Source organism: uncultured Rothia sp., assembly GCF_963544205.1.
In the GTDB taxonomy this organism is placed as follows: domain Bacteria; phylum Actinomycetota; class Actinomycetes; order Actinomycetales; family Micrococcaceae; genus Rothia.
This window is the reverse complement of the sequence record NZ_CAUUDY010000001.1, coordinates 360,806-387,357: the sequence shown is the minus strand read 5'-3', so window position 1 is coordinate 387,357 and position 26,552 is coordinate 360,806. Positions and strand designations below refer to the sequence as shown.

General features: G+C 60.8%; 22 protein-coding genes and 4 tRNA genes. 14 read left to right on the top strand and 12 right to left on the bottom strand.

The window, feature by feature from the left end; genetic code table 11:
• Positions 1-412: 412 nt before the first annotated feature.
• From RWZ58_RS01570 to RWZ58_RS01555, 4 genes are all read left to right on the top strand, one after another.
• A complete protein-coding gene (locus tag RWZ58_RS01570) occupies positions 413-2,611 on the top strand; it encodes a DEAD/DEAH box helicase (RefSeq protein WP_314656942.1) in 2,199 nt (732 codons plus the stop codon).
• A 304-nt stretch (positions 2,612-2,915) separates the two neighbouring features.
• Positions 2,916-2,987, top strand: a tRNA-Thr gene (locus RWZ58_RS01565).
• Between the two features lie 38 nt (positions 2,988-3,025).
• Positions 3,026-3,099, top strand: a tRNA-Met gene (locus tag RWZ58_RS01560).
• A 1-nt stretch (position 3,100) separates the two neighbouring features.
• Positions 3,101-3,172, top strand: a tRNA-Thr gene (locus RWZ58_RS01555).
• 201 nt (positions 3,173-3,373) lie between these two features.
• Here the strand turns inward: RWZ58_RS01555 and RWZ58_RS01550 are convergent.
• The gene (locus RWZ58_RS01550) at positions 3,374-4,375 is read right to left on the bottom strand and encodes an LLM class flavin-dependent oxidoreductase (protein WP_314656939.1); all 1,002 of its coding nucleotides are present in this window, start codon (positions 4,373-4,375) and stop codon (positions 3,374-3,376) included.
• A gap of 220 nt (positions 4,376-4,595) precedes the next feature.
• Between RWZ58_RS01550 and RWZ58_RS01545 the strand changes: the two genes are divergently transcribed.
• From RWZ58_RS01545 to RWZ58_RS01535, 3 genes are all read left to right on the top strand, one after another.
• Positions 4,596-5,048, top strand: a complete 453-nt coding sequence (locus RWZ58_RS01545) for a MaoC family dehydratase N-terminal domain-containing protein (protein WP_314656937.1) — start codon at positions 4,596-4,598, stop codon at positions 5,046-5,048.
• A complete protein-coding gene (locus RWZ58_RS01540) occupies positions 5,048-5,509 on the top strand; it encodes a MaoC family dehydratase (RefSeq protein WP_049353811.1) in 462 nt (153 codons plus the stop codon). Before RWZ58_RS01545 ends, RWZ58_RS01540 begins: the two co-directional genes overlap by 1 nt.
• 236 nt (positions 5,510-5,745) lie before the next feature.
• Positions 5,746-6,852: a UDP-N-acetylmuramate dehydrogenase gene (locus tag RWZ58_RS01535; protein WP_314656935.1), complete on the top strand. Its 1,107-nt coding sequence runs from the start codon at positions 5,746-5,748 to the stop codon at positions 6,850-6,852.
• A gap of 118 nt (positions 6,853-6,970) precedes the next feature.
• Here RWZ58_RS01535 and RWZ58_RS01530 read toward each other — a convergent pair whose 3' ends face one another.
• Both RWZ58_RS01530 and RWZ58_RS01525 read right to left on the bottom strand, forming a co-directional pair.
• Positions 6,971-7,924 (bottom strand): histidine kinase, encoded by a 954-nt coding sequence (locus tag RWZ58_RS01530; protein ID WP_314656933.1) that lies wholly within the window; start codon positions 7,922-7,924, stop codon positions 6,971-6,973.
• A 133-nt stretch (positions 7,925-8,057) separates the two neighbouring features.
• Positions 8,058-9,479: an MFS transporter gene (locus RWZ58_RS01525; RefSeq protein WP_314389487.1), complete on the bottom strand. Its 1,422-nt coding sequence runs from the start codon at positions 9,477-9,479 to the stop codon at positions 8,058-8,060.
• 215 nt (positions 9,480-9,694) lie between these two features.
• On the opposite strand from RWZ58_RS01525, the gene RWZ58_RS01520 reads away from it, so the two are divergent.
• On the top strand, positions 9,695-10,084 hold the full coding sequence (locus tag RWZ58_RS01520; protein WP_049360511.1) for a PGPGW domain-containing protein: 390 nt from the start codon (positions 9,695-9,697) through the stop codon (positions 10,082-10,084).
• A gap of 117 nt (positions 10,085-10,201) precedes the next feature.
• On the opposite strand, the gene asd is transcribed toward RWZ58_RS01520, so the two are convergent.
• The 7 genes from asd to RWZ58_RS01485 all read right to left on the bottom strand — a co-directional run bounded on the left by asd (position 10,202) and on the right by RWZ58_RS01485 (position 18,780).
• Entirely contained in the window at positions 10,202-11,341 is a 1,140-nt protein-coding gene (asd, locus tag RWZ58_RS01515) for an aspartate-semialdehyde dehydrogenase (RefSeq protein WP_314656931.1), read from the bottom strand.
• A 209-nt stretch (positions 11,342-11,550) separates the two neighbouring features.
• Positions 11,551-12,201 carry a dihydrofolate reductase gene (locus RWZ58_RS01510; protein ID WP_314657042.1) on the bottom strand — a complete coding sequence of 217 codons (651 nt, stop codon included), beginning with the start codon at positions 12,199-12,201 and terminating at the stop codon, positions 11,551-11,553.
• A 24-nt stretch (positions 12,202-12,225) separates the two neighbouring features.
• Positions 12,226-13,107: a thymidylate synthase gene (locus tag RWZ58_RS01505; RefSeq protein WP_049341085.1), complete on the bottom strand. Its 882-nt coding sequence runs from the start codon at positions 13,105-13,107 to the stop codon at positions 12,226-12,228.
• A 153-nt stretch (positions 13,108-13,260) separates the two neighbouring features.
• Entirely contained in the window at positions 13,261-14,268 is a 1,008-nt protein-coding gene (locus RWZ58_RS01500; protein ID WP_314656928.1) for an NUDIX hydrolase, read from the bottom strand.
• Between the two features lie 251 nt (positions 14,269-14,519).
• Positions 14,520-16,793, bottom strand: coding sequence for an RNA degradosome polyphosphate kinase (locus tag RWZ58_RS01495; RefSeq protein ID WP_314656926.1), 2,274 nt, complete (start codon positions 16,791-16,793; stop codon positions 14,520-14,522).
• A gap of 65 nt (positions 16,794-16,858) precedes the next feature.
• The gene (gene mshD, locus RWZ58_RS01490) at positions 16,859-17,923 is read right to left on the bottom strand and encodes a mycothiol synthase (RefSeq protein WP_314656924.1); all 1,065 of its coding nucleotides are present in this window, start codon (positions 17,921-17,923) and stop codon (positions 16,859-16,861) included.
• 179 nt (positions 17,924-18,102) lie between these two features.
• On the bottom strand, positions 18,103-18,780 hold the full coding sequence (locus RWZ58_RS01485; protein ID WP_294455534.1) for a response regulator transcription factor: 678 nt from the start codon (positions 18,778-18,780) through the stop codon (positions 18,103-18,105).
• Positions 18,781-19,415: 635 nt separating this feature from the next.
• Between RWZ58_RS01485 and RWZ58_RS01480 the strand changes: the two genes are divergently transcribed.
• Together RWZ58_RS01480 and RWZ58_RS01475 are read left to right on the top strand one after the other, a co-directional pair.
• Positions 19,416-20,105 (top strand): FABP family protein, encoded by a 690-nt coding sequence (locus RWZ58_RS01480; RefSeq protein ID WP_314656922.1) that lies wholly within the window; start codon positions 19,416-19,418, stop codon positions 20,103-20,105.
• 65 nt (positions 20,106-20,170) lie between these two features.
• A complete protein-coding gene (locus RWZ58_RS01475) occupies positions 20,171-21,406 on the top strand; it encodes a folate-binding protein (protein ID WP_314423265.1) in 1,236 nt (411 codons plus the stop codon).
• Positions 21,407-21,512: 106 nt separating this feature from the next.
• On the opposite strand, the gene RWZ58_RS01470 is transcribed toward RWZ58_RS01475, so the two are convergent.
• Positions 21,513-22,544 carry a 6-phosphofructokinase gene (locus RWZ58_RS01470; protein WP_005504866.1) on the bottom strand — a complete coding sequence of 344 codons (1,032 nt, stop codon included), beginning with the start codon at positions 22,542-22,544 and terminating at the stop codon, positions 21,513-21,515.
• A gap of 471 nt (positions 22,545-23,015) precedes the next feature.
• Entirely contained in the window at positions 23,016-24,218 is a 1,203-nt protein-coding gene (locus RWZ58_RS01465) for a pyridoxal phosphate-dependent aminotransferase (RefSeq protein ID WP_303943577.1), read from the bottom strand.
• Positions 24,219-24,572: 354 nt separating this feature from the next.
• Here RWZ58_RS01465 and RWZ58_RS01460 point away from each other — a divergent pair.
• The 4 genes from RWZ58_RS01460 to rplK all read left to right on the top strand — a co-directional run bounded on the left by RWZ58_RS01460 (position 24,573) and on the right by rplK (position 26,547).
• Positions 24,573-24,645, top strand: a tRNA-Trp gene (locus RWZ58_RS01460).
• 77 nt (positions 24,646-24,722) lie between these two features.
• Positions 24,723-25,001, top strand: coding sequence for a preprotein translocase subunit SecE (secE, locus tag RWZ58_RS01455; protein ID WP_303936053.1), 279 nt, complete (start codon positions 24,723-24,725; stop codon positions 24,999-25,001).
• A 104-nt stretch (positions 25,002-25,105) separates the two neighbouring features.
• Positions 25,106-25,852 carry a transcription termination/antitermination protein NusG gene (gene nusG, locus RWZ58_RS01450; protein WP_049338063.1) on the top strand — a complete coding sequence of 249 codons (747 nt, stop codon included), beginning with the start codon at positions 25,106-25,108 and terminating at the stop codon, positions 25,850-25,852.
• A 266-nt stretch (positions 25,853-26,118) separates the two neighbouring features.
• On the top strand, positions 26,119-26,547 hold the full coding sequence (gene rplK / locus RWZ58_RS01445) for a 50S ribosomal protein L11 (protein WP_005504870.1): 429 nt from the start codon (positions 26,119-26,121) through the stop codon (positions 26,545-26,547).
• Positions 26,548-26,552: the final 5 nt, after the last annotated feature.

The window sequence follows — 26,552 nt, the reverse complement described above, 5'->3', positions numbered from 1 at the left end:
GCGGTTCACACCGTACACGCGGGCTTCTCTTAACGATCTCTGGTCCAGCGTCTTTGCTGCGTCTGCTGTAACAGACACACCACCGCCGTAGAGCGGGAAGGCGAACCACCAGGAATACGTGACATTGCATGTGAGCATTACCCACCCTGTACACCCCTGAATCACAGGGACTACTGTGCGCTGAGCGCAGAGTACGAGCAGGCGTGCGGATAATGTGCCGAGAAATTCAAGACCACCCCCAGCAAAAGCCGCTACCCGCAGCATCCGCAGAACACCTCTGCAGAATGCGCCGGTAACGGAGGACCCCTGGACGTTCTACTCCCCAGGGGATGATGTGTGGCTGGGCCGTGAAGGGGACACCCGGTAAGCGCCGAAAAGCGTGCGCTTCCACCCCTACCGTATAGAGGAAAAATTGACTGAGAATACTGCTACCCCGGCCGAACTGAACGCCGAGGCAGAGACCGTTGTGACCACTGAGAACATCACCGAGAACACCGTTGAGAGCCCTGCTGTAGAAGCAGAAGAAACCACCGCAGAAGCTACTGCAGAAGCACCCGCCGAAGAAACCGCCGACAAGGCTGAAGAAGAAGGCGTACGCTTCACCGATCTGGGCCTGGACGCTCGCGTCCTGGCAGCTCTGGAAGAAGTAGGCTACGAGAAGCCGTCCCCCATCCAGGAACAGACCATCCCGCTGCTGCTCGAAGGCCACGACGTGGTCGGTCTGGCACAGACCGGTACCGGTAAGACCGCAGCATTCGCGCTGCCGGCACTGTCCCGCATGGCTGAACTCGCCGACATCAACGGCATCTCCCGCGACACCCAGGTTCTGGTCCTGGCACCCACCCGCGAGCTGGCTCTGCAGGTTGCAGAAGCCTTCTCCTCCTACGCAACCCACATGGAGGACTTCACCGTTCTGCCCATTTACGGTGGCTCCCCCTACGGCCCGCAGCTGGCCGGTCTGCGCCGCGGTGCGCAGGTCGTCGTCGGTACCCCCGGCCGCGTGATTGACCACCTCGAAAAGGGCTCCCTGGACCTGTCCAACCTGCAGTACCTGGTACTGGACGAGGCAGACGAAATGCTGCGCATGGGCTTCGCCGAAGACGTGGAGAAGATCCTCGAAGGCACCCCCGACAGCAAGCAGGTTGCACTCTTCTCCGCAACCATGCCCAACTCGATCCGCAAGATCGCTCAGCAGTACCTGAACGACCCCACCGAGATCCGAGTCAAGGCTAAGACCACCACCAGCGCAAACATCACCCAGCGCTACATGCAGGTCATGCACTCCCACAAGCTGGACGCAATGACCCGCGTGCTCGAGGTGGAGAACTACGACGGCATCATCGTCTTCGTGCGCACCAAGAAGGAAACCGAGGAAGTTGCCGACAAGCTGAAGGCACGCGGCTTCGCGGCAGCAGCTATCAACGGTGACATCCCCCAGCAGCTGCGTGAGCGCACCGTTGACGCCCTGCGTGACGGCCGCATCGACATCCTCGTGGCAACCGACGTGGCTGCACGTGGCCTGGACGTTGAGCGTATCTCCCTGGTCGTGAACTACGACATCCCCCACGACACCGAGTCCTACGTGCACCGCATCGGTCGTACCGGCCGTGCAGGTCGCGAAGGTGCCGCAATCCTGTTCGTCACCCCGCGTGAGAAGTACATGCTGCGTCAGATCGAGAAGGCAACCCGCCAGAAGGTCGAGCCGATGCACATGCCCACCGCAGAGGCAGTGAACGAGACCCGTAAGCAGCGCTTCGCACAGCAGATTACCGAGACCATCGAGTCTGAGGACCTGAGCTTCTTCCGCCAGATTATCGAAGACTACGAGAACGAGCACGACACCACCGCTGAGGACATCGCAGCCGCACTGGCTGTTATCGCCCAGCAGGGTCGACCCTTCTTCCTTGACGAGGAAGAGGACATCGCACGCAACTCCCGCCCCTTCTCCGACGACGATTCGGACCGCGGCGGCCGCAAGGCAAAGCGCGCACACAACGACGAGGGCATGGTCAACTACAAGCTGAACGTTGGCCGTTCCTCCCGCGTGACCGCAGGCGCTATTGTGGGTGCGCTGGCTAACGAGGGCGGCATTAAGGGCTCCCAGATTGGCTCCATCGACATTCGCCAGCACTTCACCATTGTTGGCCTGCCCGAGGACCTGCCCCGCGACTTCTTCGATCGCCTGCGCGACACCAAGATCGCTGGCGAGTTCATCAACATCCGCAAGGACAACGGTCCCAAGGGTGGCGGACGCGGCTTCGGCGGCGGCCGTCGTGAGGGCGGCTACCGTGGCAACCGTGAGGGTGGCCGCGACTTTGGCGGTCGCGATAACCGTCGCGAGGGCGGCTACCGCGGTAACCGTGACGGTGGCCGTGACTTCGGTGGCGACCGCGACTTCAAGCGTGGCAGCCGCGATTTCGGTGGCAAGCGCAATGACCGTGACTTCGGTGGTCGCGACTTTGGCGGCCGTGATAACCGCCGCGAGGGTGGCTACCGCGGTAACCGCGATGGTGGCCGCGATTTCGGTGGCCGCGATAACCGCCGCGATGGCGGCTACCGCGGTAACCGTGACGGTGGCCGTGACTTTGGCGGCCGCGGCAAGCGCTACTAAGATTCCGGCTAAGCCTGGATTTGCGGTATGAGGGGCTTGCTGAGGCTATCGGCTAGCAGCCTTGTCATCCGCATGTGATTCAAAGACCGGCAGGGGAGTGATGAGCTCTCCTGCCGGTCTTTTGTATTTGTGTGTTGATGTGTTTGCGTCAGCTGTTGCGGTGGTGCCTGGTCATTAGTGGGGCGCCTGGTCAAAGCTGGGCTCTCGTGCGGCAGCGTGGAGAACAGGAAAACATTAAATGTGGTGCATGCCATAGCTTCTCCGCTTGCGAGCGTTCTTGAAGACCTGTATAGTTTTACCTGTTGCCCCGATAGCTCAGTGGTAGAGCGCCATCTTGGTAAGATGGAGGTCCCGGGATCGATTCCCGGTCGGGGCTCTCTCATTAATTCATGCGAGAGCACGTATTAATGATGTGGCGGTGTAGCTCAGCTGGTTAGAGCGCACGACTCATAATCGTGAGGTCGACGGATCGAGCCCGTCCACCGCTACGCCCCGATAGCTCAGTGGTAGAGCGCCATCTTGGTAAGATGGAGGTCCCGGGATCGATTCCCGGTCGGGGCTCAGATAAGCCTGTCTCTTCGGAGGCAGGCTTTTTTGTTGCCCAATTTTGTGTACTTAAAACCCGGTCTGCAGGCGCTCAGCGCACGGCTCCAACGTCGAGTAGAGCTTACCGGGTAGAGCATGCCGGGTAGAGCAAAGCCCCCGAGAAAAACTCGGGGGCTTCGTCTTTATGCTCTTACAAAGGCATTTCTTGCAAAGGCGCTAGGAGGCGCGGCGCACCACCGGCAGCTGGGACAGCAGCTCGTAGGAGCGCAGGCGGTCCTCGTGCTCCCACGCCTCGGTCATGACGATGAGCTCGTCAGCGCCCGTGCGCGCCACCAGGTCCTCAATACGAGCCTGCGCGGTGGCGGGAGAGCCTACGATTGCTTCGGCGGTCATACGTTCAATGTGCATCTTCTCCGCCTCGGTCCAGATGGTGTCCATATCTTCCACGGGAGGTGCGAAAGACAGATTGCCGCGTACCACGCCCAGGAAATGCTGCTGCTGGGTCGTGTACAGGTAGCGTGCTCGCTCGTCGGTATCGGCGAGCATTGCGGTTGCGCCCACCATGACGTAGGGCTGTTCCAGATGCTCCGAGGGCTTGAAGTTTGCGCGGTAGGTGTCTACCGCCTCCTGTAGCATCGCGGGCGCAAAATGCGAAGCGAACGCGTAGGGCAGGCCCAGCTGCGCGGCAAGCTGCGCACCGAACAGGGACGAACCCAGAATGTACAGGGGCACCTTCGAACCCTGACCGGGAATGGCGTGCACGCGGTGCATGGGGGAGGGCTCGCCCAGGAAACGCTGTAGCTGCTGCACCTCGGCGGGGAAGCTCATGGCGGCAGAATCGTCGCGGCGCAGAGCGGAGGCGGTCATCGGGTCGGTGCCGGGTGCGCGGCCCACACCCAGGTCAATGCGACCGGGGTGGAACGCGTTGAGGGTACCGAACTGCTCCGCCACCACGTAGGGTGCGTGGTTAGGGAGCATAATGCCGCCTGAACCCACGCGAATACGCTCGGTTGCGGCGGCGATCTCCGCCATGACCACGACGGTCGCCGAGGACAGCAGGGAACCGGCATTGTGGTGCTCGGCGACCCAGAAACGCTCGTAGCCGAAGGACTCAGCCGCGCGGGCGGCATCGATGGTGTTGAGCATAGTCTGGTGCTGACGCTGATCGGGTCGATGCGGCATCAGGTCAAGCACCGAAATTTTTACACTGGAAGACACAATTTTTCCTTCTGAAATAGATTGCGGGTACCCACTCAGCCTACGCCTGCTCAGGCTGTAGGGGTAGGGGTGCGCCGGGCATCTTCGCTAGTAGGTAAAAATGCGACGAAATACTGCACGGCTACATTCCGGTTGCCTGCATGCCGGCTACCTGCATAGTGGTCTGTCCACTCTATGCGTTCGAGCTGAACACTGTGCACAAGAGCGGTAGACTGAAATCATGAGCATTAACCCTGAGATTGTGGGCAGGGTCTACCCGTCCGAGAACACCTACGTTGTCGGTCGTGAAAAGATCCGCGAATTTGCCCGAGCAGTTCACGCAGAAAACCCCCTCCACCACGACGTTGAGGCAGCCCGCGCGGCAGGGTACGCAGATGTGATTGCCCCGCCGACCTTCGCCATTATCCTGGCGCAGGCAGCTGACGTGGCACTCATCAACGACGATTCCGCCGGTATTGATTTCTCCCGCGTGGTGCACGCCGACCAGCGCTTCACCCACCACCGCCCCATCGTTGCCGGTGATGAGCTGCGCACCGAAGTTCACGTGGACTCCGTGCGCGTGATGGGTGCCGGCGCAATGCTGACCACCCGCGAAGAAATCGTTGACGCGCAGGGCGAGCCGGTCACCACCTGCATTTCTTCCCTGCTGGTTCGTGCTGAGGAGGAGAACTAATGGTGCGTTTTGAAGATCTTGAAAAGGGCCAGGAGATCGGTTCACGTACCGTGGAGCTTTCCCGCGCTTCGCTGGTGCGTTACGCTGGCGCATCCGGCGACTTCAACCCGATCCACTGGAACGAGCGTTTTGCTCAGTCGGTGGGGCTGTCCGGCGTGATTGCTCACGGCATGCTGACCATGGGTACCGCTGTGCAGCTCGTGAGCGACTGGGTGGGCGACCCCGGCGCGATTGTCGACTACCAGACTCGCTTTACCAAGCCCGTTCCCGTGGCGGATGCGCCCGGCGGCGAAAACCCCGACACCCCCACGAACGCCCTGACCATTAGCGGTAAGGTGGGTGCCCTGAACGAGGAGGAGCGCACCGCCCGCATTGACCTGACTGTCACCGCTCGTGACGAGGAAGGCAAGGAACAGAAGGTTCTGATGAAGAGCCAGGCTGTGGTTCGTCTTTCGGCGTAGTCTCTTGGCGTAGAGTTTCTGCGCTCGCAGATAGCTTGCGTGAAGGCCTCGGTGCTACCCGATGCGGTGGTGCCGGGGCTTTTGCGCGCTCACCGATTTTGTGCGCTTATCGGCGGGGTGGTGGCGTTTTTCTGAGAAAGGTGCGGCGGAAAATGAAGGCAAAATCACCATAAGGTTTTCGTGACTTTAACGCATGGTGGGTGTCGACCCCGCACAACGACCGGTATTCTTAACCTATGACTGAAAAGCTGTTGAGCGAACTGACCACCGCCCAGGTAGGCGGCCCCGCTAAGACCTACGTCCGCGCCACCTCCGAAGCAGAAATTATCGAAGCAGTCTCCGCTGCAGACGCCTCAGGCGAACCCGTCCTCATCGTGGGCGGCGGCTCCAACCTGCTGGTTTCCGACGAAGGCTTCAACGGAACCGTCGTGCACATCGCCTCCGAAGGCGTAGAGGTTCTGCCCATCCCCGCATGCGGCGGCGCAAACGTGCGCGTACAGGCGGGCACCATCTGGGATGACTTCGTCAAGCTCAGCATCGAGAACGAATGGGTCGGCCCCGCGGCCCTCTCCGGCATTCCCGGTACCGTGGGCGCGACCCCCGTGCAGAACGTCGGCGCGTACGGCGTTGAGGTGGGCGAATTTATCGCCTCCGTACGCACCTGGGACCGCGAAAAGAACACTCAGAAGACCTTCGCGAGCGCAGACCTGCGCTTCGGCTACCGCGACTCGGTACTCAAGCGCGCAACCGTCAACGGTTCGCCCCGCTACGTGGTGCTGACCGTTGATTTCCAGTTCACCCTCGGTAGTCTGTCCTCCCCGATTCGTTACGCTGAGCTGGCGAAGAGCCTGGGCGTTGAGCCCGGTCAGCGCGCCGAATCCGCCCTGGTGCGCCAGAAGGTGCTGGAGCTGCGCGGCTCCAAGGGCATGGTGCTCAACCCCGAGGACCGTGACACTTTCTCCACCGGTTCCTTCTTCACCAACCCGATTGTTCCGCGTTCTACTCTGGAGTCTCTGCCCGAGGGCGCCCCGAACTTCCCGGTGGTTGTGAAGACTTCCCCGTTCACCGCCGGTGTCGAGGACCCTGATCACGTGAAGCTTTCGGCTGCTTGGCTGATTCAGCATGCAGGCTTCGATAAGGGCTTCGGTCTGGAGGGTGAGTCCCGCGAGATCGCTCAGGGCCGTGCAAGCCTGTCGACCAAGCACACCCTGGCGATTACGAACCGCGGCGGCGCCTCCGCTGAGGACATTTTCGCGATTGCCCGCGCCGTGCGTGACGGCGTGCGCGAGCGTTTCGGTCTGACCCTGGTTCCCGAGCCTGTCGTGGTCAACGGCGAAATCTAGATTCTCAACTTCTCGCCTTTCGTAGCGTGAGGACGCATAGAATAAACACTTCAGAATAAACGCTTCGGGCGGTCTCTTCATCGGGAGACCGCCCGAAGCGTTGTATTGACCCGCTGAGCTAGTGGCGAGGCGAAGAGACGCGCGCCTGCCCCGGCAGGTACGGCCTGCGCTTGGGCGCTGTGCGCGTTGCTGCCAGGGGAGCGGCGGGTAGGTGCTCCATCAACACCTGAACCGCCAGGGGAAGCTTCTGCGGCGGGCTGGGGGCGTGGAAAATCGGCTTATGGCGCGTGGGCCGGTAGGGGTAGTATTCCGCGTCCTCGCTGTGGGACCAGACAAGGTTGCCGAACTCGCCGGGAACGGGGGAGAGCACGTTGGCGTAGTAGGCGCGTGCCTGCAGGTCGGTGCGCTCGGAGGTGCCGGTAGATACGTTGCCGGGCACGCGGTCCTGCTCGATGACGAGGGCGCGGACCATGCCGCCTACGGTGCTGACCGCGTTCACGTGTAGGGCGAGCAGGTCCCCGTCCTTGTGATCGACCTGTACCTGCCCATCCGCAAGGATTCGGGCGCCCATTGTGATGCTGCTGGCGATTCCTTCGCAGAGGGCGCGGATGAGCGCCATACGTGCCGGGTAGAGGTCAGCGATATCCCAGCCGATGAGGGCTGCGGAATTGCCCGCGTACTCCTCACAGGATTCGTAGGAGGCCACATCCACGTAGCCGCGGGCGATAGGCTCATGGTCGTAGGGGCGGCCGTCGCGCTGCTCCCAGAAGCTGAGGGCGGTGGCGGTGAAGACCGCTTGACCGTCGCGCACGGCGACGCTGAGTGTGAAGTCCTGCGGGTAGCCGTTCTTGCTGCGCGGGCGCAGGGGAACGGCTCGGGTGTATTCGGTGAATTCCTCGGGCCAGTCCAGGTAGTAGCTCATTCGTGCCCCGTCGCTACGGTGCACGGTGAGTTCTCCCGGTAGCAGCATGGCTTCGGGCACACCACCGGCGCGTTCGGCGGCGTAGTGTTCGCTGACGGGCCAGGGGTTGAACTCCGTGCGGTAGGGGCTGGAGAGGAAGGAATCGAGCATAGACGTTATCCTCTCATAGTTTGAGGTTTTGGTGCATGGATATGCGGCTTTTATGACAAATGAACTGTCCCCTCTGAATGCTCGGAAAGAGTGTTCAGAAGGGACAGCTCATAGTGTGGGGTGGGCGGCTCGTTTAGAGGGACTCGCCGCGGCGCTCAGGTAGCAGGAACACGGTGGTTGCCGCTACCAGGAACGCGGTGGAGAAGAGCGTAAAGAGCAACGGGGTTCCACCGAAAGCGACCAGCGGCGGCACAATGAGCGGCGCCGCGATGGAGGCGATACGACCAATACCGGCGGCGGCACCGGTGCCGGTTCCGCGCAGGTGGGTCGGGAAAATCTCCGGGCTCAGGGCGTAGAGGGCGCCCCACGCACCGAGGTTGAAGAAGGAGAGCATGCAACCGGCGAGGATGATGAACACCTCGGTGTGCGCCATACCGTACCCAGCCGCTGCGAGGGCGGAGCCGAGCAGGAATGCGGCGAGGGTTGCGCGGCGGCCCCACTTTTCGATGAGGTAGGCGGCGACCGCGTAGCCGGGCAGCTGGGCGAGGGTCATGATGAGGGTGAACGCGAAGGACTTGACGAGGCTGAAGCCCTGGGCGCTCAGCAGAGTCGGGATCCAGATGAACGCGCCGTAGTAGGAGAGGTTGATGCAGAACCAGATGACGCACAGGGCGATGGTCTTGCGGCGCTGACCGGCAGCCCAGATGGAGTGGACCTTGGCGGACTCGGCGTTGTCGGCGCTTTCTACGGCGCCGTGCTCCGCGGAGTCCTCTGTCTTCTTAGCGTTGGGGAAGAGAGAGGGGGACGCCTCGAAACGCTCGACGACGCGGCGCGCATCATCGTGCTTACCGACGGATTCCAGGAAGCGCACGGACTCGGGGGTTCCCAGGCGAATCACCAGCGAGTAGATGGCGGGGACCAGGCCGATGGCAAGCGCCCAGCGCCAGCCGTTTGCCTGGGGAACAACGAAAGTACCGATGAGCGCGGCGAGAATCCAGCCGACAGCCCAGAACGCCTCAAGGGCGACCACGACGCGGCCACGAATAGCGCGCGGCGAGAACTCAGAAATCAGGGTAGATGCCACCGGCAGTTCCGCGCCCAGGCCCAAACCGACCAGGAAGCGGAAGATGAGCAGTACACCCAGGGAGGTGGCAAGCGCGGAGGCGCCGGTCGCCAGACCGTAGATCAGCAGGGTGAGCGCGAAGATGTAGCGGCGGCCGAGCTTGTCGGCGAGCAGACCGCCGAAGGTTGCGCCGAGCGCCATGCCGGCGAAGCCGATGGAACCGAGCCAGGAGGCTTCGGTGGGGCTCAGATGCCATTCCTTGATGAGGGCTGCCATGACGAAGGAGATGAGGCCGACGTCCATGGCGTCCAGTGCCCAGCCGAGACCCGAGATGCCCAGGAGCTTGCCGTGGGCGCGGGTGAAGGGGAGGTTTTCGAGGCGCTCATTGAGCGTGGGAGGTGCCGTGCGTTCCGCGGTGGATGCAGTGGTGCTGGCGGGCGCAGCGGCGTTGGTGCGGTGTGAGTCCGTCGATGCGGGACGTGAGGAGGACACGGTAGTGGGTCGCTTCCTTAGTGTTTAGGCACAAGTGCCGGGTGAATTGTTCCATTACAGTGTATAAAGGTACTTTCGACTTGAACACTATTGAAACGAAAAAACTTTGAAATGACGAAAAAATCTCAACATGAAGAAATCTTTCACAGCACCCACCCAGCGGCGGGTGCTATTCTCTAACCACCGCCGCCTGGTGAAACTCACCTACGGCACGTTTGGAAGGACCAACCCTGAAAACCCTCGAAGATGAAGTCAAGGAAAGCGAAACCAGTCGCTTTCACCGCTGGCTCGAAGCCCGCAAGGAGCGCATGCATGCGCATCCGGTCATGCGTCATCTCTACAAGCCCCTCGTCATCGGTGTGGGTGCCTTCTGCTTTATTGCCGGACTGATTATGCTCGTCACCCCCGGTCCCGGCTGGCTGTTCATCTTCATTGGCCTGGGCATCTGGGGCACCGAATTCACCTGGGCACGCCGCGCCAATATTTTCATGAAGCACGTGGTGCTCACCGCCTGGTACCGCTACCGCGCCTGGCGACAGCAGCGCAAAGAACGCAAAGCCGCACGCAAGGCAGAACGCAAAGCCGCCGCCGCGAACCAGCGATAACCAACGCTAACCCGGCTCGCGCTCAGCCCGCACAAGCTATACCCAGACACAGAAAGCCCTCGCTCCCATCCGATAAGGATGGTAGCGAGGGCTTTTATATAGGCTTGTCAGTGAGCTTTAGAGCTTGCCAATAGCAATCTGCAGCATACGGCGAATCGGCTCAGCAGCACCCCACAGCAGCTGGTCACCCACGGTGAACGCGCTAATGTACTCGGGGCCCATAGCGAGCTTACGTACGCGGCCGACCGGAATCTCCAGAGAACCGGAAGCAGCCACGGGGGTCAGCTGCTCCATGGACGCCTCACGCTCGTTCGGCACGAAGCGAACCCAGGGGTTATCCTCGGCGATGATGCGCTCGATCTCCTCCAGCGGCAGGTCCTTCTTGAGCTTGATGGTCAGCGCCTGAGAGTGCGAGCGCATCGCAGCGATACGGACGCACAGACCGTCCATGGTGATCTTGTCATCTTCGGAGCGGCCCAGAATCTTGTTGGTCTCAACCTCAGCCTTCCACTCTTCGCGGGACTGGCCGTTACCCAGATCCGAGTCGATCCAGGGAATCAGGGAGCCGGCGAGCGGCACACCGAACTGGGAAGAATCCAGCTCACCGGAGCGCTGCTTAGCAAGGATCTTGCGGTCGATGTCCAGAATTGCGGATGCGGGGTCGTTCAGCTCCTCGGAGACCTCGTTGCCCAGGTCGCGGAACTGCGCGAGTACCTCGCGCATGTGGCGGGCACCGCCGCCGGATGCAGCCTGGTAGGTCATGGAGGTTGCCCACTCGACCAGGTCGTTCTTGAAGAGGCCGCCCAGGCCCATCAGCAGGCAGGAGACGGTGCAGTTACCGCCGACGAAGTCCTTCACGCCGGATGCCAGGCCGCGGTCGATGACGTCGCGGTTAATGGGGTCCAGCACGATGATGGAGTCATCGTTCATGCGCAGGGTGGAAGCGGCATCAATCCACAGGCCGTCCCAGCCGGCTGCACGCAGCTTCGGGTGCACAGCCTCGGTGTAGCCACCGCCCTGAGCGGTCACAATAATCGAGTGCTTACGCAGCTCATCAATGTCGTATGCGTCCTTCAGCTCGGACGGCTCAATTACGCCGTCGAAGGTGGGCGCAGCGCCACCAACATTAGAGGTAGTGAAGAAGACGGGGGTAATGCCCTCGAAGTCGCCTTCCTCAACCATGCGCTTCATGAGGACGGAGCCCACCATGCCGCGCCAGCCAACAAAACCTACAGAGTCACCGGGATTAAAGTTCATGGTTCCCAGTGTACTCTCAGGCTGGCGGGTGCGGACTAACACCGTACAAAAAATTTGATATTCGGAACGGGATACCGTGTGAAGAGGCGGGGTTTATTACCGGGGCACCGGGAGGCGCATTAAACACTCAAGCCCGCGGTACTCCGGGTGGAGCAACCGCAGACTTGAAATGCATGTCTATATCAGCGAGTGAATGAGGGAAGCTTGAACTAGATACGTTCGAGCCGCTGGAACGAGAAGTACATGGGGTTCTTCGTGCCCGACTCATCGATCAGGTAGCCCTTCTCGCTATTTTCCCAGGCACTCTCGGAGGTGACCCGCCAGCACCCGTTCGGGGAGCTGCCCTCGCAGTTACCCGCAGAATTTGCAAGCTGCAGTTCGGGCGCTCGCGTATCGCCGGTAATCTCGTTGCCTTCCTGGCAGTAGAAGAGGGTCCGCTCCACCGTCTTCACCCGACCGAAGGCGGGCAGATTGGTGCGGGAGAGCGCCTCCGCGTAGACGGAGCCGCCACCAAGAATCCAAGCATCAACTGCGGCGGTATCTGCCGGGGTAGCTTCGACCGGCGCGCCCACGGCGTCACGAGCCGCGTACAGCGCCGCATCCAGCGAAGGAACCCACAGGGCGCCATCACGCTCTTGCGCCTCGGCCACAGAACGGCTAATCACAATATTCGTACGGCCCGGCAGAGGGCGAAAACGCGGCGGGAAGGACTCCCACGTGCGGCGACCCATAATCACCGGAGCACCCAGCGTCACCTTCTTGAAATGCACCAAATCCTCCGGGACGCGCCAGGGCATATCCCCGTCACGACCAATGATGCCGGCATCGGTTTGAGCCCAAATAGCACCCAGACGATACATCATGCCTCCTAGAACTACCTACAGTTAGACCGCAATCGGTGCGGCAATACCGGGATGGTGCTTATAATCCACCAGCTCAAAGTCTTCATACTCGTAATCGAAGATAGAAGGCTTCTTGGTCTTAATAACCAGCTTCGGGTACGGGTAGGGTTCGCGCGGCGGGTAGGGGTTACCCTCCGGGTCGGTGCCGTAGCCCAGCTGCTTCTTCACCTGCTCCAGGTGGTTCGAGTAGATGTGGCAGTCGCCGCCGGTCCAGATGAACTCGCCCGGCACCATGCCGACCTCTTCAGCAATCAGGTAGGTCAGCAATGCATACGAGGCGATGTTGAAGGGCACGCCCAGGAACATGTCGGCACTACGCTGGTACAGCTGGCAGGACAGCTCCTTCACACCGTCCGGACGCTCGTACACGTAGAACTGGAACAGCGCGTGGCAGGGCGGAAGCGCCATGCTATCCACCTCGGCGGGGTTCCACGCCGAAACAATATGACGGCGAGAGCTCGGGTTGTTCTTCAGAGACTCAATAACCTTCGCAATCTGGTCAATCGTGCCGCCATCGGGGGTCGGCCACGAACGCCACTGCACGCCGTACACCGGGCCCAAATCGCCGTTCTCATCAGCCCACTCATCCCAAATGGTCACGCCGCGCTCCTGCAACCAGCGCACATTCGACGAACCGCGCAAGAACCACAGCAGCTCAATAGCAACCGACTTGAAGTGCACACGCTTGGTGGTAATCAGCGGGAACGACTCACGCAGATCAAAACGCATCTGACGGCCGAAAACACCGAAGGTGCCGGTGCCGGTACGGTCGGAACGCTGCGCATCCGCCGTAATGGCGTCCTTGTTCTCCTCGAGGATTTCGCGCAGAAGATCTTCATAGGGCGTGGGGATTGCGTGAGTCATAAGAAAAACCTTGAATCCTGTCAGTAGACGTGAGAGACGGCAAAGAAGCAACCGCCCCTCTATTGTAAAACCCGCAAACGGGGTGCAGGTAGAGCAAACGCGTTGAGCATAAAGCCCAGCGCGCTCGCCGTTAGAAGATAAAAGATATGGATGCTAGTCCAGTGCCGCGCGTACACGCTCCACCGAGACAATACGCGGGTCATCGCCCTCGGTCACCTGCAGGACCAGGGCATCGCCGGGCTCCAGGTACGGGTCCTCAGTCGGAAGGACCTCCGCGGAACCCTCAAACAGGTACTCGCGCAGAACATCCATCACCTGCGGCAGTACCGGGCGGTGGGTGCACAGCAGGGATGAAGAATCCTTATCGAACAGCGAAGCCACCACGCGGGCAGTACGCGCCGGGTGACGCTGAGCGCCAGCCTCCGACAGGGACTTCTTCTCCTTCACCGACACACCGTAATCCACCGAGTACGGGGTCACCGTCTGAACGCAACGCAGCCACGGGGAAGAAATAATGCGGCTCGGAGCCCACGCCGCAAAGAGACGGCTCGAAGCCAGCGCCTGACGCTTGCCGGTCGCCGCAAGCGGACGGTCATCCTCAGCGGCAGCCCAGTTTGAACGCGGCTTAGCCTTCGCGTGGCGGGCAATCAGCACCGGGCGGGTGCGCAGCGCATCCGCCTCAGCCAGAGCCTCCAGGGACTCCAGGGGTGCCAGGTCGTCCTCGTTGGTCAGAAGGGCGCGAGCAACCTCGGTGGATACCCAGCGCAGCTCATCCACTTCACCCTCATCCGCCAGGGCGCGGGAGCCTTCCGGAAGCTCAGCAGACCAGTAAAAAACATCCTTGGGACGGCCGCCCACCGGGTAGGAAGTCACCGCCAGGGGCACACCCAAAACAATCTGCAGGCCGACCTCTTCGCGAATCTCGCGAATAGCGGTCTCCGCCAGGGACTCGCCCGGATCCTGCTTGCCCTTAGGCCAGGACCAGTCGTCATAGCGAGGGCGGTGAATGATCAGAACCTCAAGCGCACCATCGCGCATGCGCCAAATCAGTGCGCCAGAAGCAACAATATCCGCAGTGTTCGCGGGGGTGCGGTCAATGCTGTTGACCGCGTCAAAACGTCGTGCCGAGTAGTAGATGGAGGGGGAATCCAGCGGTGCCATATCTCTCTCTGAACCTCTTCGCTAGGCTTGCGCACAATGCCAGAGGGCACCATGCTCCGCGTCTAATTGTAGGCGAGAGAACGGTCAAGTTGTAATCTCAACGTAACCTGTTGTTCACTTTTGCGCTAAGTGCACTAGTCCACCGCACGTTTTTACACGACACGCGGAAAACCCCGCCTGACCCACGCCATAAAGCGCGAGAACAGACGGGGTTCACGACCAGAAATCACCGGTAGGTCAGCGGCGAAGTCTTAGACCTTATCGACCACGTTCTTACGGGAACGCGAGCTCAGGTAGTACGACTGCACGTCCTGCAGCGGGTTGCCCTGATCATCGGTGTCGTGGCGGGTCCAGTTGCCCTCAGAATCCAGGTGCCAAGTACGCGAAGAATCACTCATGTAGATGGTGAACATGTCACGCAGGTACTTCACGTGGCGCGGATCCTTCACCGGCACGAGCGCCTCAATACGGCGGTCAAGGTTACGGTGCATCATGTCGGCAGAGCCAATGTAGACGATCGGATCGCCGCCGTTCTCGAAAGCAAACACGCGCGAGTGCTCCAAGAAACGACCCAACACCGACCGGACGCGAATATTCTCGCTCAGACCCTTAACGCCCGGACGCAGAGCACAAATACCGCGAACCACCACATCCACCGGCACGCCAGCCTGCGATGCGCGGTACAGCGAATCGATTACGGCCTCATCCACCATGGAGTTGCACTTGATCTGAATCTTCGCCGGGCGGCCCGCCTTGTGGTTCTCAATCTCCTGATCGATGCACTCAATCAGGCCGCTACGCAGAGTACGCGGCGCCACCAGCAGCGACTGGTAGTTGGTCTTCGGCGCGTAACCGGACAGCTGATTGAACAGGCGGGAGACATCCTCACAAATCTGCTCGTCGCAGGTGATGATGCCCAGATCCTCGTAGAAACGAGCGGTCGACGGGTGGTAGTTACCGGTACCAATGTGCGCGTAACGGCGCAGGTGGTTACCCTCGCGGCGCACCACCAGCGACAGCTTGCAGTGAGTCTTCAGACCCACGATGCCGTACACCACGTGCACGCCGGCGCGCTCCAGCTTACGGGCCCACGAGATGTTGGCTTCCTCATCAAAGCGAGCCTTAATCTCGACCAGCGCCACAACCTGCTTGCCAGCCTCAGCCGCCTCAATCAGCGCATCCACGATGGGGGAGTCGCCACTGGTGCGGTACAGGGTCTGCTTAATCGCCTGAACACGCGGGTCAGCGGCAGCCTGAGCCAGGAACGCCTGCACACTGGTTGCGAAGGAATCGTACGGGTGGTGCAGCAGCACGTCGTGGTCGCGGGCGGCAGCGAATACATCCGCGGCCTTCGCGGTCTCGGTGGCGTTGAGCCAGCGGGAGGTGTGCGCAATGTGCTTGGGGTAGTGCAGAGCCGGGCGGTTCGCACGAACAATCGCACTCATACCGCGCAGATCCAGCGGAGCCGGCAGACGGTACACCTCAGACTCGTCAATGTTCAGCTCAGAAATCAGCAGATCCAGGATGGTCGGGTTGATGGTGTCCTCAACCTCCAGACGGACCGGCGGACCGAAACGGCGGCGCAGAAGCTCCTTCTCCAGGGCCTTCAGCAGGTTCTCTGCATCGTCCTCTTCCACCTCAAGATCCTCGTTACGGGTCACGCGGAAGACGTGGTGCTCCACGACCTCCATGCCCGGGAAGAGGGTGTCCAGGTGCTCAGCAATGATGTCTTCGAGCGCAATGTAGCGGCTCTCGCGGCCCGCAGTATTAGCGGCGCGGGAACCATCCACAGAGACCATGCGGTCCAGCTGATCGGGCACCTTCACGCGGGCGAACAGCTCCTTGCCGGTCTGCGGGTTACGCACCAGCACCGCAAGGTTCAGCGACAGACCCGAAATGTAGGGGAAGGGGTGCGCCGGGTCAACCGCCAGCGGGGTCAGAATCGGGAAGATGTCCTGCATGAACTCCTGACGCAGGCGCTGCTTAGCGTCCGCATCCAGGTCGTCCCAACCGACAATGCGGATGTTCTGCTCCTCCAGAGCAGGCAGAACCTGGTTGTGGAACACATCGGCGTGGCGCTCCTGCAGCTTATGGGCACGCTCAGCAATCTCTTCCATCTGCTCCTCGGGGCTCAGGCCCGCCGCCGAAGGAACCGCCAGACCGGTCGCAATGCGGCGCTTCAGACCCGCCACACGCACCATGAAGAACTCGTCCAGGTTAGACGCCACAATCGACAGGAAGTTCAGACGCTCCAGCAGGAACAGGTTCGGGTCCTCCGCCAGCTCCAGCACGCGGGTGTTGAAGTCCAGCCAGCTGCTCTCACGGTCGAAGAAACGCTCCGGGCCGAACTCCTCTTCCAGACTGAAGTAGGAGCGCTTCTCGCCCTTCTCAATGCGGTCGCCGCGAGACTCGGCACGCTCAATCTTCGAAATATCGTGGCCGATATGAATGACACCGGTCATGGGTGCCGGCTCAGACGGCTTAGGCTTAGGCGCCTTATTCAGGCCATTGGGGGCGGGTACCATACTGTACTTGCCTTTCTGATCGGGGATAAGTCGTGAAGAAGCACGCCAACTGTGGCGCACCAAAACTAGGCGGCAGGCTCAGCCTGCTGGGCGGGGGCGTACATGCGGTCAACCGTCGCCACACCAAAGCCCAAGGAAGTGTACAGGGCGTAGGCGGCATCATTATCGGCGTCCACGTACAGATCAATGGCGCGCAACGGCTCGCCGTTCTCGTCTTCAGCGCAGGCGAGGTACGCCAGGGCGCGCAGGGTGAGGGTTCGGCCCAGACCGCCTCCCTGAGCCTGCGGGTTCACGCCCACCACGTAAATCTCGCCGGAGGGGGACAACTCGCCCTGCTCCTGACCGGTCGGGATTTTCGTCCAGGTGAACGCCGCAATAGCGGAATCATCATCCACCTCGGAGGCGATGAAGAAACCCTCGGGACGGAACCAGGGGGAGCCGGTGCGCTCGCGCAAATCGGCGAGGGTGAGCTTGCCCTGCTCGGGGTGGTGCGCAAAAGCGGCGGCGTTTACGCGAAGCCAGGGGAATTCGTCCGCTCCGGTGAAGGTGCGCATCCGCAGGTTCTCGGGGAGGGTTCGCGCATCGGAGCGTTCCACGAGCTCTTCGCGGGTCTGCGCGTCCAGGGGCAGAACCATCTTGTACAGCACACGTACCGGCTCGAAACCGTGCAGGGTCGCGAATGCGTGGGCGGGGCTTTCAATGCCGGTGTCGGTGGCGCTACCGTGAACCCAGAGGCGGTAGCGTACGGCGTCTTCACCCAGCTGGCGGACGGCGTGGTCGAAGAATGCGCTGCCGGCGCCTCGTCCGCGGTATTCGGGTGCGACGGCGGCCTCAATCACGCCGGTATCTTCGTCATGGGTGGGGGTGAGTGCCACGAAGACAGCAGCGATAGTGCCGTTGTCCTCGGCGACAAAGAAACGCGGAGGGGTGAGGGTGCTTTCGCGTAGCGCCTTGCTCAGCTCGATGCGGGTCTGCTCGGAGAACGCCGAAACGCCGTCGTGCTTGGCAACCGCCTGGGCAAAGGAATCGAATCGTTCCAGCAGCTCTTCGGTGAGCTGCGGTTCCGCGTAAACAAGGGAGCTTTCAGCGGGCAGGGTGGAGGGATTGGGTGTCTGACTGTGTACCATCATCGCCTTCTTTCGTAGCCTTCTGATTCAACTCTACCGGGGATGATTGCTCTTTGAAGAGTTTGCTCTTCGTCTTGGGCGAATATGACAAGAACCGGAACATTTACACATTCTGGTACCTGGTTCAGCGGCGAGTCTACTCGAGAACGGGCACACCAAAACAGCGGTTGGTACCGCAAAATTTAGCGGGTGCTGTTGAAGGAATAGCCCACGTTACGCACGGTCGAGATCATCTGTTCGTACTCGGTGCCGAGCTTGGAACGCAGACGACGCACGTGCACGTCCACGGTGCGGGTGCCGCCGTAGTAGGAGTCGTAACCCCACACTTCAGAGAGTAGCTGGGCGCGGGAGAAGACGCGTCCGGGGTGCTGGGCCATGAACTTGAGTAGTTCAAACTCTTTGAAGGTCAGGTTCAGCGCCGCGCCGGAAAGGTGTGCCGAGTACGCCTGAGTGTCAATGACAAGGTTGCCCGCGCGCACGATGCGCTCTTCGGAGCTTTCTTCTTCCGCAGCTGCGTCGCTCTTGATGGCCAGGCGCAGGCGCGCATCCATTTCGGAGGGGGACGCCTGGTCAGAGACGATATCGTCCACCTGCCAGGAGGCGGCAACCGCCGCCATGCCGCCCTCGTTTAGGAGTGCGATGAGCGGCAACTGTACACCGGCTGCGCGCAACAGCTGGGCGCATTGGCGTGCCTTGACGAGGGCGGTGCGGGCGTCAACCATGAGCAGGTCAAAGGTCTCGGATTCGAGAGCGGTGTGGGCGGTGTCGAGGGGGAAGACGTGTACCTTGTGGCTGAGCAGGCTCAGCGAGGGGATCATATCCTGCGCGGCGGTGTCGCTCATGAGCGCAATACGGTACACACCCTCTCCTTTCCCATGTATTTTTCGTGTATTTCCCGTGTAAAACTTTTGGGCTCTTTCTAGTGTACTCGCCAGGCTGTGACGCGGCTGTGGGCGCCGGTGTAGACCGGGCCGAATATCGTATTCCGGACTGTTCGTACAGGCTTCTCAGATGGCTATGATGGGGCACCTACCCGGATTCTGCGGGGCTATTATTTTGCTGGTGCCGGGCGGGGCGTATGCCTGTTGGGAATCGTGCTGTTCACTATGTTTCTGCCGCTGATTCTGCGCCCTTTCGGGGCGGGTCTATGGTAGGTTTAAGGCATGGAAAACAATCTTATGGCTCTTGAAGCTCTCTTCATGTCGCTGATGGCTATCATCTCCGTGTGCATCGGTATCGGTGCATTCGCAGTGTTGCGTGGCCTCTTCAGCGGCCAGAAGTAGTCTTCCCGCACAGAGCAGAAGCATCGCCCACACAGGGCTTTAGGCGGTCGTACGGTTCGTACCGCCTCGCCAATGACGGCGTGAACCCCCACCCGGTCCCCTCCGGTTGGGGGTTTTCTATATGCCCGGTACTGGGCTGGTAGGAAGGCCATCCCGTGCCGAGGGCGAACGAACAGGGCGCTGGCCCGCCTCCGGGTACTAAAATGGGAGGTATGGCTATTGAAATCCCTACCAACCTAACCCCTGAACTTGTTCCCTTCGCATGGTTGCTCGGCACCTGGGAGGGTACCGGAACCATGTGGTACGAAGGCCAGGAGAACACCCCCTTCGGCCAGATCATTACTTTTGAGCAGGATGGTCTGCCCTTCATCGAATACCGCGCTGAGTCTTTCCTGCTCGACGACGAGGGTCAGAAGCTGCGCCCCATCACCGTTGAGACCGGCTTCTGGCAGATTGACCGCCCCCTGACTGACGCCGACGGCGGCTTCGGTATCGTTCCCAAGGACGTTATTCCCGCCTTCGCTGACGCGGCAAGCGTAGAGACTCTCCGCAATGCCGACGACGGATTCTCCCTGCTGGCGACCATTGCGCACCCCGGCGGTATTAGCGAAAACTACGTGGGCATGGTCAAGGGCCCGGTCATTCGCATGCAGACCGGCAACCTGCTGCGCGACGATATTTCTCACGACTACGCCGGCTCCGTGCGCCTGTGGGGCCTGGTCAACGGCAACCTCATGTGGGACTGGGAGGTCGCAGACGCTGAGGGTAAGCTGCACAAGCACGCCTCCGCTGAACTGCGCAAGACCTCCTCGATGACCGGCGATTCCCTGGGCACTTCGATGTTCGGTTCCCTGGATGGCGAAGAGCCCACCGGCGAGCCCGGCTCCGAGCCCACCGCCTAATAACTAACTTGTGTCTGCCCCGCCGGTCGGCGGGGCAGACTCTTTGCGTGAAAGGTGCACCTTCCGTGACTGAATCTTCGCTTGAAGCGCCTCAGGCTGAGGCACCCCAGCCCGATGCCGCCCGCCCGGTGAGCCCCCTGCTGAGCCTGCACGGCGCTTTTGCCGCCTCCGGGCTGGATGCCGGCGTCGCCGCACACTACGGCAACCCCATGCTGGAGCAGCGCGCCCTCAGCTTCGACCGCTCCGCCGAGGCAAGCGAACCGCTGGTGCTAGTGGACCGCTCCTCCCTGGGCGTGGTGCGTGTTGAGGGGCCGGACCGCCAGACCTGGCTGACCTCCATCGCCTCGCAGATTCTGAACGGTATGACCGCCGGGGAGAGCCGCGAGTTCCTGCTGCTTTCCCCTCAGGGCCGCGTGGAGTACGCACCTGCCGCAATTGAAGACGGCGAGGCACTCTGGCTGATCGTGGAGGGCAACCAGGCACAGCCGCTGACCGATTACCTAAACCGTATGAAGTTCATGATGCGCGTTGAGGTGCAGAACCTCAGCGACGAGTATGCGGTACTGGAGAGCGCCCGCAACCCGATCCAGCAGGACGGCTCGGTACATCCTGCGCTCGCTGAGGGCAAGCCGCTGGTGTGGGAGGACCCTTGGCACACTCCGGCACCGGGTAGCTACCGTTACGATGAGGCAGGCGATGCTCACCCGGGTGCGGACTACGTGCGTTTCTTGAGCATTGTGCCGCGCTCTGTTCTGCCCGCCCTGGCTGAGTCTTCGGACGCGCGTTTTGCGGGTCTGTGGGCTGCGGAGGCTCTGCGTATTGAGGCGTGGCGCCCCCGCTACGGCACCGAGGCTGACGATAAGACCATCCCCCAGGAGCTGGATTACACCCGTACGGCGGTGCATTTCGATAAGGGCTGCTACAAGGGTCAGGAGACGGTGGCTCGCGTGCATAATCTGGGTCGCCCGCCGCGCCGCCTGGTGTTCTTGGATATTGACGGTTCGGAGCACACCCTGCCGGCGGCAGGTAGCGAGCTATTCGTGGAGGGCAAGTCCCGCCCGGTCGGTCGTATTACCTCGGTGGCGTTGCATCACGAGGCGGGCCCGATTGCTCTGGCTGTGATTAAGCGCGGCGTTGACCCGCAGGTGCCTTTGCGTGCGGTTGATGGCGGCGACTTCCTGCCCGATGGTTCGCCGGCGCCGGCGACCGAGTACGCGGTGGCTCAGACGACGGTGGTTTCGCCGGAGTCCGGTGAGGTGGCGCGTCGTTCTTTGGCGGGTCAAGACTTCTTGAAGCGTTAGAGCATCTGGCTACCCATATAAAACCGCGGAGGCGGACACTCGTTGTGAGTGCCCGCCTCCGCGGTTTTAGTATGAGTGCTCAGCGAGCTTGCTGAGCCTGCGGGGTTTAGCGGCCGAAGAGGACGGCTGCTTCTTCCCAACGTTCCTGAGGTACGGACTTCAGACCGTCCAGTGCCTCTTCGAGGGGTACGTACTTGATCTCGGTGCCCTGCACGGAGACCATCTTGCCCCACTGCTTCTGAGCGACCATGTCGACTGCGCCCATGCCCAGGCGGGTTGCGAGCACGCGGTCGTAGCCGGTGGGTGCGCCACCGCGCTGGATGTGGCCCAGGATGGTGTTACGGGTCTCGACGCCGGTCATCTTCTCGATCTCGTGGGTGATGTACTCACCGATGCCACCGAGGCGGGGACGACCGTCCTTTTCGGTACCCTTATTTGCCATGACGTCGTCGAAGCCTTCGGGGATGAAGCCTTCAGCAACAACAACCAGGGGAGAGCGGCCGCGGTCGTGTACTTCCTTGACCCATTCAGCAACCTGCTCCATGGAGACCTTGACCTCGGGGATCAGGATTGCGTGTGCGCCTGCAGCCATACCGGAGTGCAGTGCAATCCAGCCGACGTGGCGGCCCATGACCTCTGCAACCATGCAGCGGTGGTGCGATTCACCGGTGGTGCGGATGCGGTCCATAGCCTCGGTTGCGATGGACACTGCGGTGTCGAAGCCGAAGGTGTAGTCGGTTGCGCGCAGGTCGTTGTCAATGGTCTTGGGGACACCGATGACGGGCAGGCCTGCGTCTGCCAGGCGCTTTGCGCCTGCGAGGGTGCCTTCACCGCCGATAGCGACGATTGCGTCGATGCCGTGGCGTTCCATCATGATTTCGATGTTTTCGGGGCCACCGTTGGGGCCGTCGAAGGGGTTGGTGCGGGAGGTACCGATGATGGTGCCGCCCTGGGCTGCCAGGCCGCGGACCTTCTGACGGGGCAGATCCATGTAGTCGCCTTCAACGACGCCGCGCCAGCCATCACGGAAGCCGACGAACTCGTAGCCGTACTTCTTGACGCCGTTGAGGACAGCGCCGCGGATGACAGCGTTCAGGCCGGGGCAGTCGCCGCCGGAAGTAAGCAGACCGATCTTCATATTGGCTCCTAATGTCTGCGCGTTTTAGGTGTTGTGCGCGCGTGTATATAACTATGACCTCCACGAATTCGGCACGCGAATGTTCGCCGGTCGGGAGGTCGTTCTCTTGGTCTCTATTTTAGCGATGTTTGGGTTGTGTGGGTAGTGGTGGAAAGCCGTGGGAACGCCGGTTTTGGTGCTGAAAAGTTCAGGTTTTTAGTACCTGTATGTTTGGGTTTGAAATACAAATAGCCGCCCTTTCCCACCTATGGCACCGAAGAGGCGAATGAGGCTTCCTCACATCTGTAAAGATGCGGGAAGCCTCATTCGTTTTAAAAATATTTTTAAATATTTGTGGGATTCTCCGTTTTTAGGGCAAAAAACGGTCAATAGTCCTGTGATTGATCGTTTCGTACCGGTTTATCCCACGTCTGAACCGCTTCCCACGGGGTGAGTTGCAGGTTTAGCAGGCGCGCTCAGAGGGGGACGGAACTAGTCGCGTGCCTGACCGAGGAACTTCTGCAGGCGTGCCAGGCCCTCTGCCAGGTCCTCGTCACTCAGAGCGTAGGAGAGGCGCAGGTAGCCGCTGGGGCCGAATGCCTCGCCGGGAACTACGGCAACCTCAGCCTTTTCGAGGATGAGCTCGGCGAGCTCTGCGGAGGTCTGGGGGCGTACGCCCGCGATTTCCTTGCCGAGCAGTTCGCGTACGTCCGGGTATGCGTAGAACGCACCGGTGGGTACGGGGCAGTGCACACCGTCAATAGCGTTCAGGCCGTCGACGATGGTGCGGCGGCGGCGGTCGAAGGCGGCGTGCATGATTTCCACGTCGTCCTGCGGACCGGTCAGAGCGGCAAGAGCTGCGCGCTGGGCGATGTTGTTGACGTTGGAGGTCATGTGGGACTGCAGGTTGGAGGCTGCGGCGATGACGTCGCGCGGGCCGATCATCCAGCCCACACGCCAACCGGTCATGGCGTAGGTCTTTGCCACGCCGTTGAGGATGACGCACTGGTCTGCGAGCTCGGGCACTGCCTTCAGGATGGAGACGGATTCGGTGCCGTCGTAGGTGAGGTGCTCGTAGATTTCGTCGGTCAGCACGAAAATGCCCTTGGCAAGTGCCCATTCGCCGATGGCGCGGGTTTCTTCTTCGGTGTAGACGGCACCGGTCGGATTGGACGGGGAGACGAAGATGAGTGCCTTGGTGGCGGGGGTGTATGCAGCTTCGAGCTGCTCGACGGTTACCTTGTAGTGCTGGTCGCTACCGGCGAAAACCTCGATGGGGTTACCGCCGGCCAGGCGGATGCACTCGGGGTAGGTGGTCCAGTAGGGTGCGGGCAGCAGTACGTCGTCGCCTTCGTCGATGACGGTTGCGAATGCCTGGTAGACCGCCTGCTTGCCGCCGTTGGTGACGATGACCTGTGCGGGGTCAACCTCTACACCGGAGTCACGCAGGGTCTTTTCGGCGATGGCCTTCTTCAGTTCGGGAAGGCCGGAGGCGGGGGAGTAGCGGAAGTTCTTGGGATCGTTGAGCGCTTCGCGTGCTGCGTCCACAATGTGCGCAGGGGTGGGGAAGTCCGGTTCGCCTGCGCCGAAACCGATGACGGGGCGTCCCTGAGCCTTGAGTGCTTTTGCCTTTGCGTCGACGGCGAGGGTTGCGGAGGGTGCGATGGCACCGATGCGGCTTGAAATACGCGCCATGGGGCTCTCTTCTCTTTCTTCGTGTGCGCTGCCGGCGTGAAGTCGACAAAGATGTAGGTGATGGGAATGCGCATGTGGGACCATTCGCGCGTGATGGGCGCGGGTGTGAGCGTCGTTCCTTGTTATAGGATACGGTCCACTAGTAGTGATGCGGAACCCCTCGTCAAGGTATCTCAAGAGGTTTTTCGAAAAAATATTACATTCTGAAGTTGCGTCGGCCCCGAAAGATGGTTTACAGTTAGTTCTGCACCCGCAAGGGTGTAATTGTTTGCCCCTCTAAAGCCCACGGCTTGCGAGGCAATAGAGGAGTGAACGAGTGAGAAGCAACTCTCACGCCTGAAGTTAACGCTTCAAAGGGTGGTGGCTCAATTGGTAGAGCAGCGGTCTCCAAAACCGCAGGTTGCAGGTTCGAGTCCTGTCCGCCCTGCTTTTATTGCCTCAATAAATAATTTGTACGCCCGCACTCCGGGCGTACTTTTTTAGACTCAGAAAGGGGCAGAAGAAATGGCATCGTCTGCTACCGCCGAGAAGGTTGTTCAGCCCGGCGCATCGTCGAAGAGCGATAAGAAGCTCGGTTTCTTCGGCCGTATTTTTGCATTCCTCCGTGAAGTTTTTGCGGAGTTGAAGAAGGTTACTACTCCCACCGGACGTGAACTGGTTGGTTACTTCTTCGGAGTTCTGTTCTTCGTCGTGGTGATGCTCCTTCTTATTTCTGGTCTGGATTATCTTTTCGGCCAGGGAGCATTCTGGATTTTCGGTAACGGAACCATTCAGCGTAACTAGTACAGGCTGCATCCTTATCTGGGGTGCCCCATCAGTGATTCCCCTCAGCGCATTGGCGAGTGGGAGTCCCCTCTAGATGATTAACGATAGAAAGTAGGAGCGACGTGTCCGAGCAGGAACTGGTATCCGAGATTGAAGAGGTCGAGGTAGCCGCTGCTGAGGCTACTGAGGAGTCTGCGGCTATTGAGCAGCAGGCTGAGGAAGCTACCGAGGCTGTCGAGGTAGCTGAAGCAGCTGCTGAGGCTGCTGAGGAAGTCGACGCTCTGGAAGAATTCAAGTCCAAGCTGCGCCGTCAGATGGGCGACTGGTACGTGGTTCACACCTACTCCGGTTACGAGAACAAGGTGAAGACCGGTATCGAGACCCGTATCCAGAATCTGGAAGCTGAAGATGAGATCTTCGAGGTTCAGGTTCCCATGGAGACCGTGGTTGAGTTCAAGAACACCGTGAAGAAGACCATCCGCCGCGTGCGTGTTCCCGGTTACGTTCTGGTTCGTATGGAACTGACCGACCACTCGTGGGGCGTTGTCCGCCACACCCCCGGTGTGACTGGCTTCGTGGGTCAGGATGCGTACAACCCGGTCCCGCTGCGCATGGACGAGGTCTTCGACATGCTCCTGCCGGTCTTCGAAGAGCAGCAGCAGAGCCAGGGCCTGCCTGTTTCTAAGCCCGTTATCGAGTCCGACTACACTGTGGGCGAGAACGTCCGCGTGAAGTCCGGTGCTTTCGAGGGTATGGACGCTACCGTTTCGGAGATTAAGGGCGAGTCCCAGCAGATTGTCGTGATGATTTCCGTCTTCGGCCGCGACACCCCGGTGACCCTGAGCTTCACCGAGATCGAAAAGATTTAACGCTTCTAGCGTGTGAATATGAGCCTCGCACTTCGGTGCGGGGCTCATATTGCGTATGGGCTTCGTGAACTGTGCGAGCTGTGTGGGTGGGGTTTACTCTTTCTACTAGCTGGCGCTGGATTAAGTCGCTGATTAACGCTAGAATGTTGGTTTGTGTATGCGCATGTCACGCTTTCATGCGGATGCACGGGTGACCGCGCCACGGTCACCGTCTTGCCGGCGTACGCTCCTGTGCGTCGGTTCCCAGCTAAGAAAAGGACCCTACATTGGCTCCCAAGAAGAAGGTCACTGGCCTCATCAAGCTGCAGATCCAGGCAGGCGCCGCTAACCCGGCTCCCCCCGTCGGCCCCGCACTGGGCTCGCACGGTGTGAACATCATGGAGTTCTGCAAGGCATACAACGCTGCAACTGAGTCGCAGCGCGGTAACATCATCCCCGTTGAGATTACCGTCTACGAGGATCGCTCCTTCACCTTCATCACCAAGACCCCTCCGGCTTCCCAGCTGATCAAGAAGGCTGCTGGCGTTGCTAAGGGCTCCGCTGTTCCTCACACCACCAAGGTTGGCTCGCTGACCGAGGCTCAGGTGCGCGAAATCGCTGAGACCAAGATGCCCGACCTGAACGCAAACGACCTGGATGCAGCATCCAAGATCATCGCAGGTACCGCTCGTTCCATGGGTATCACCGTCGAGTAATTTCG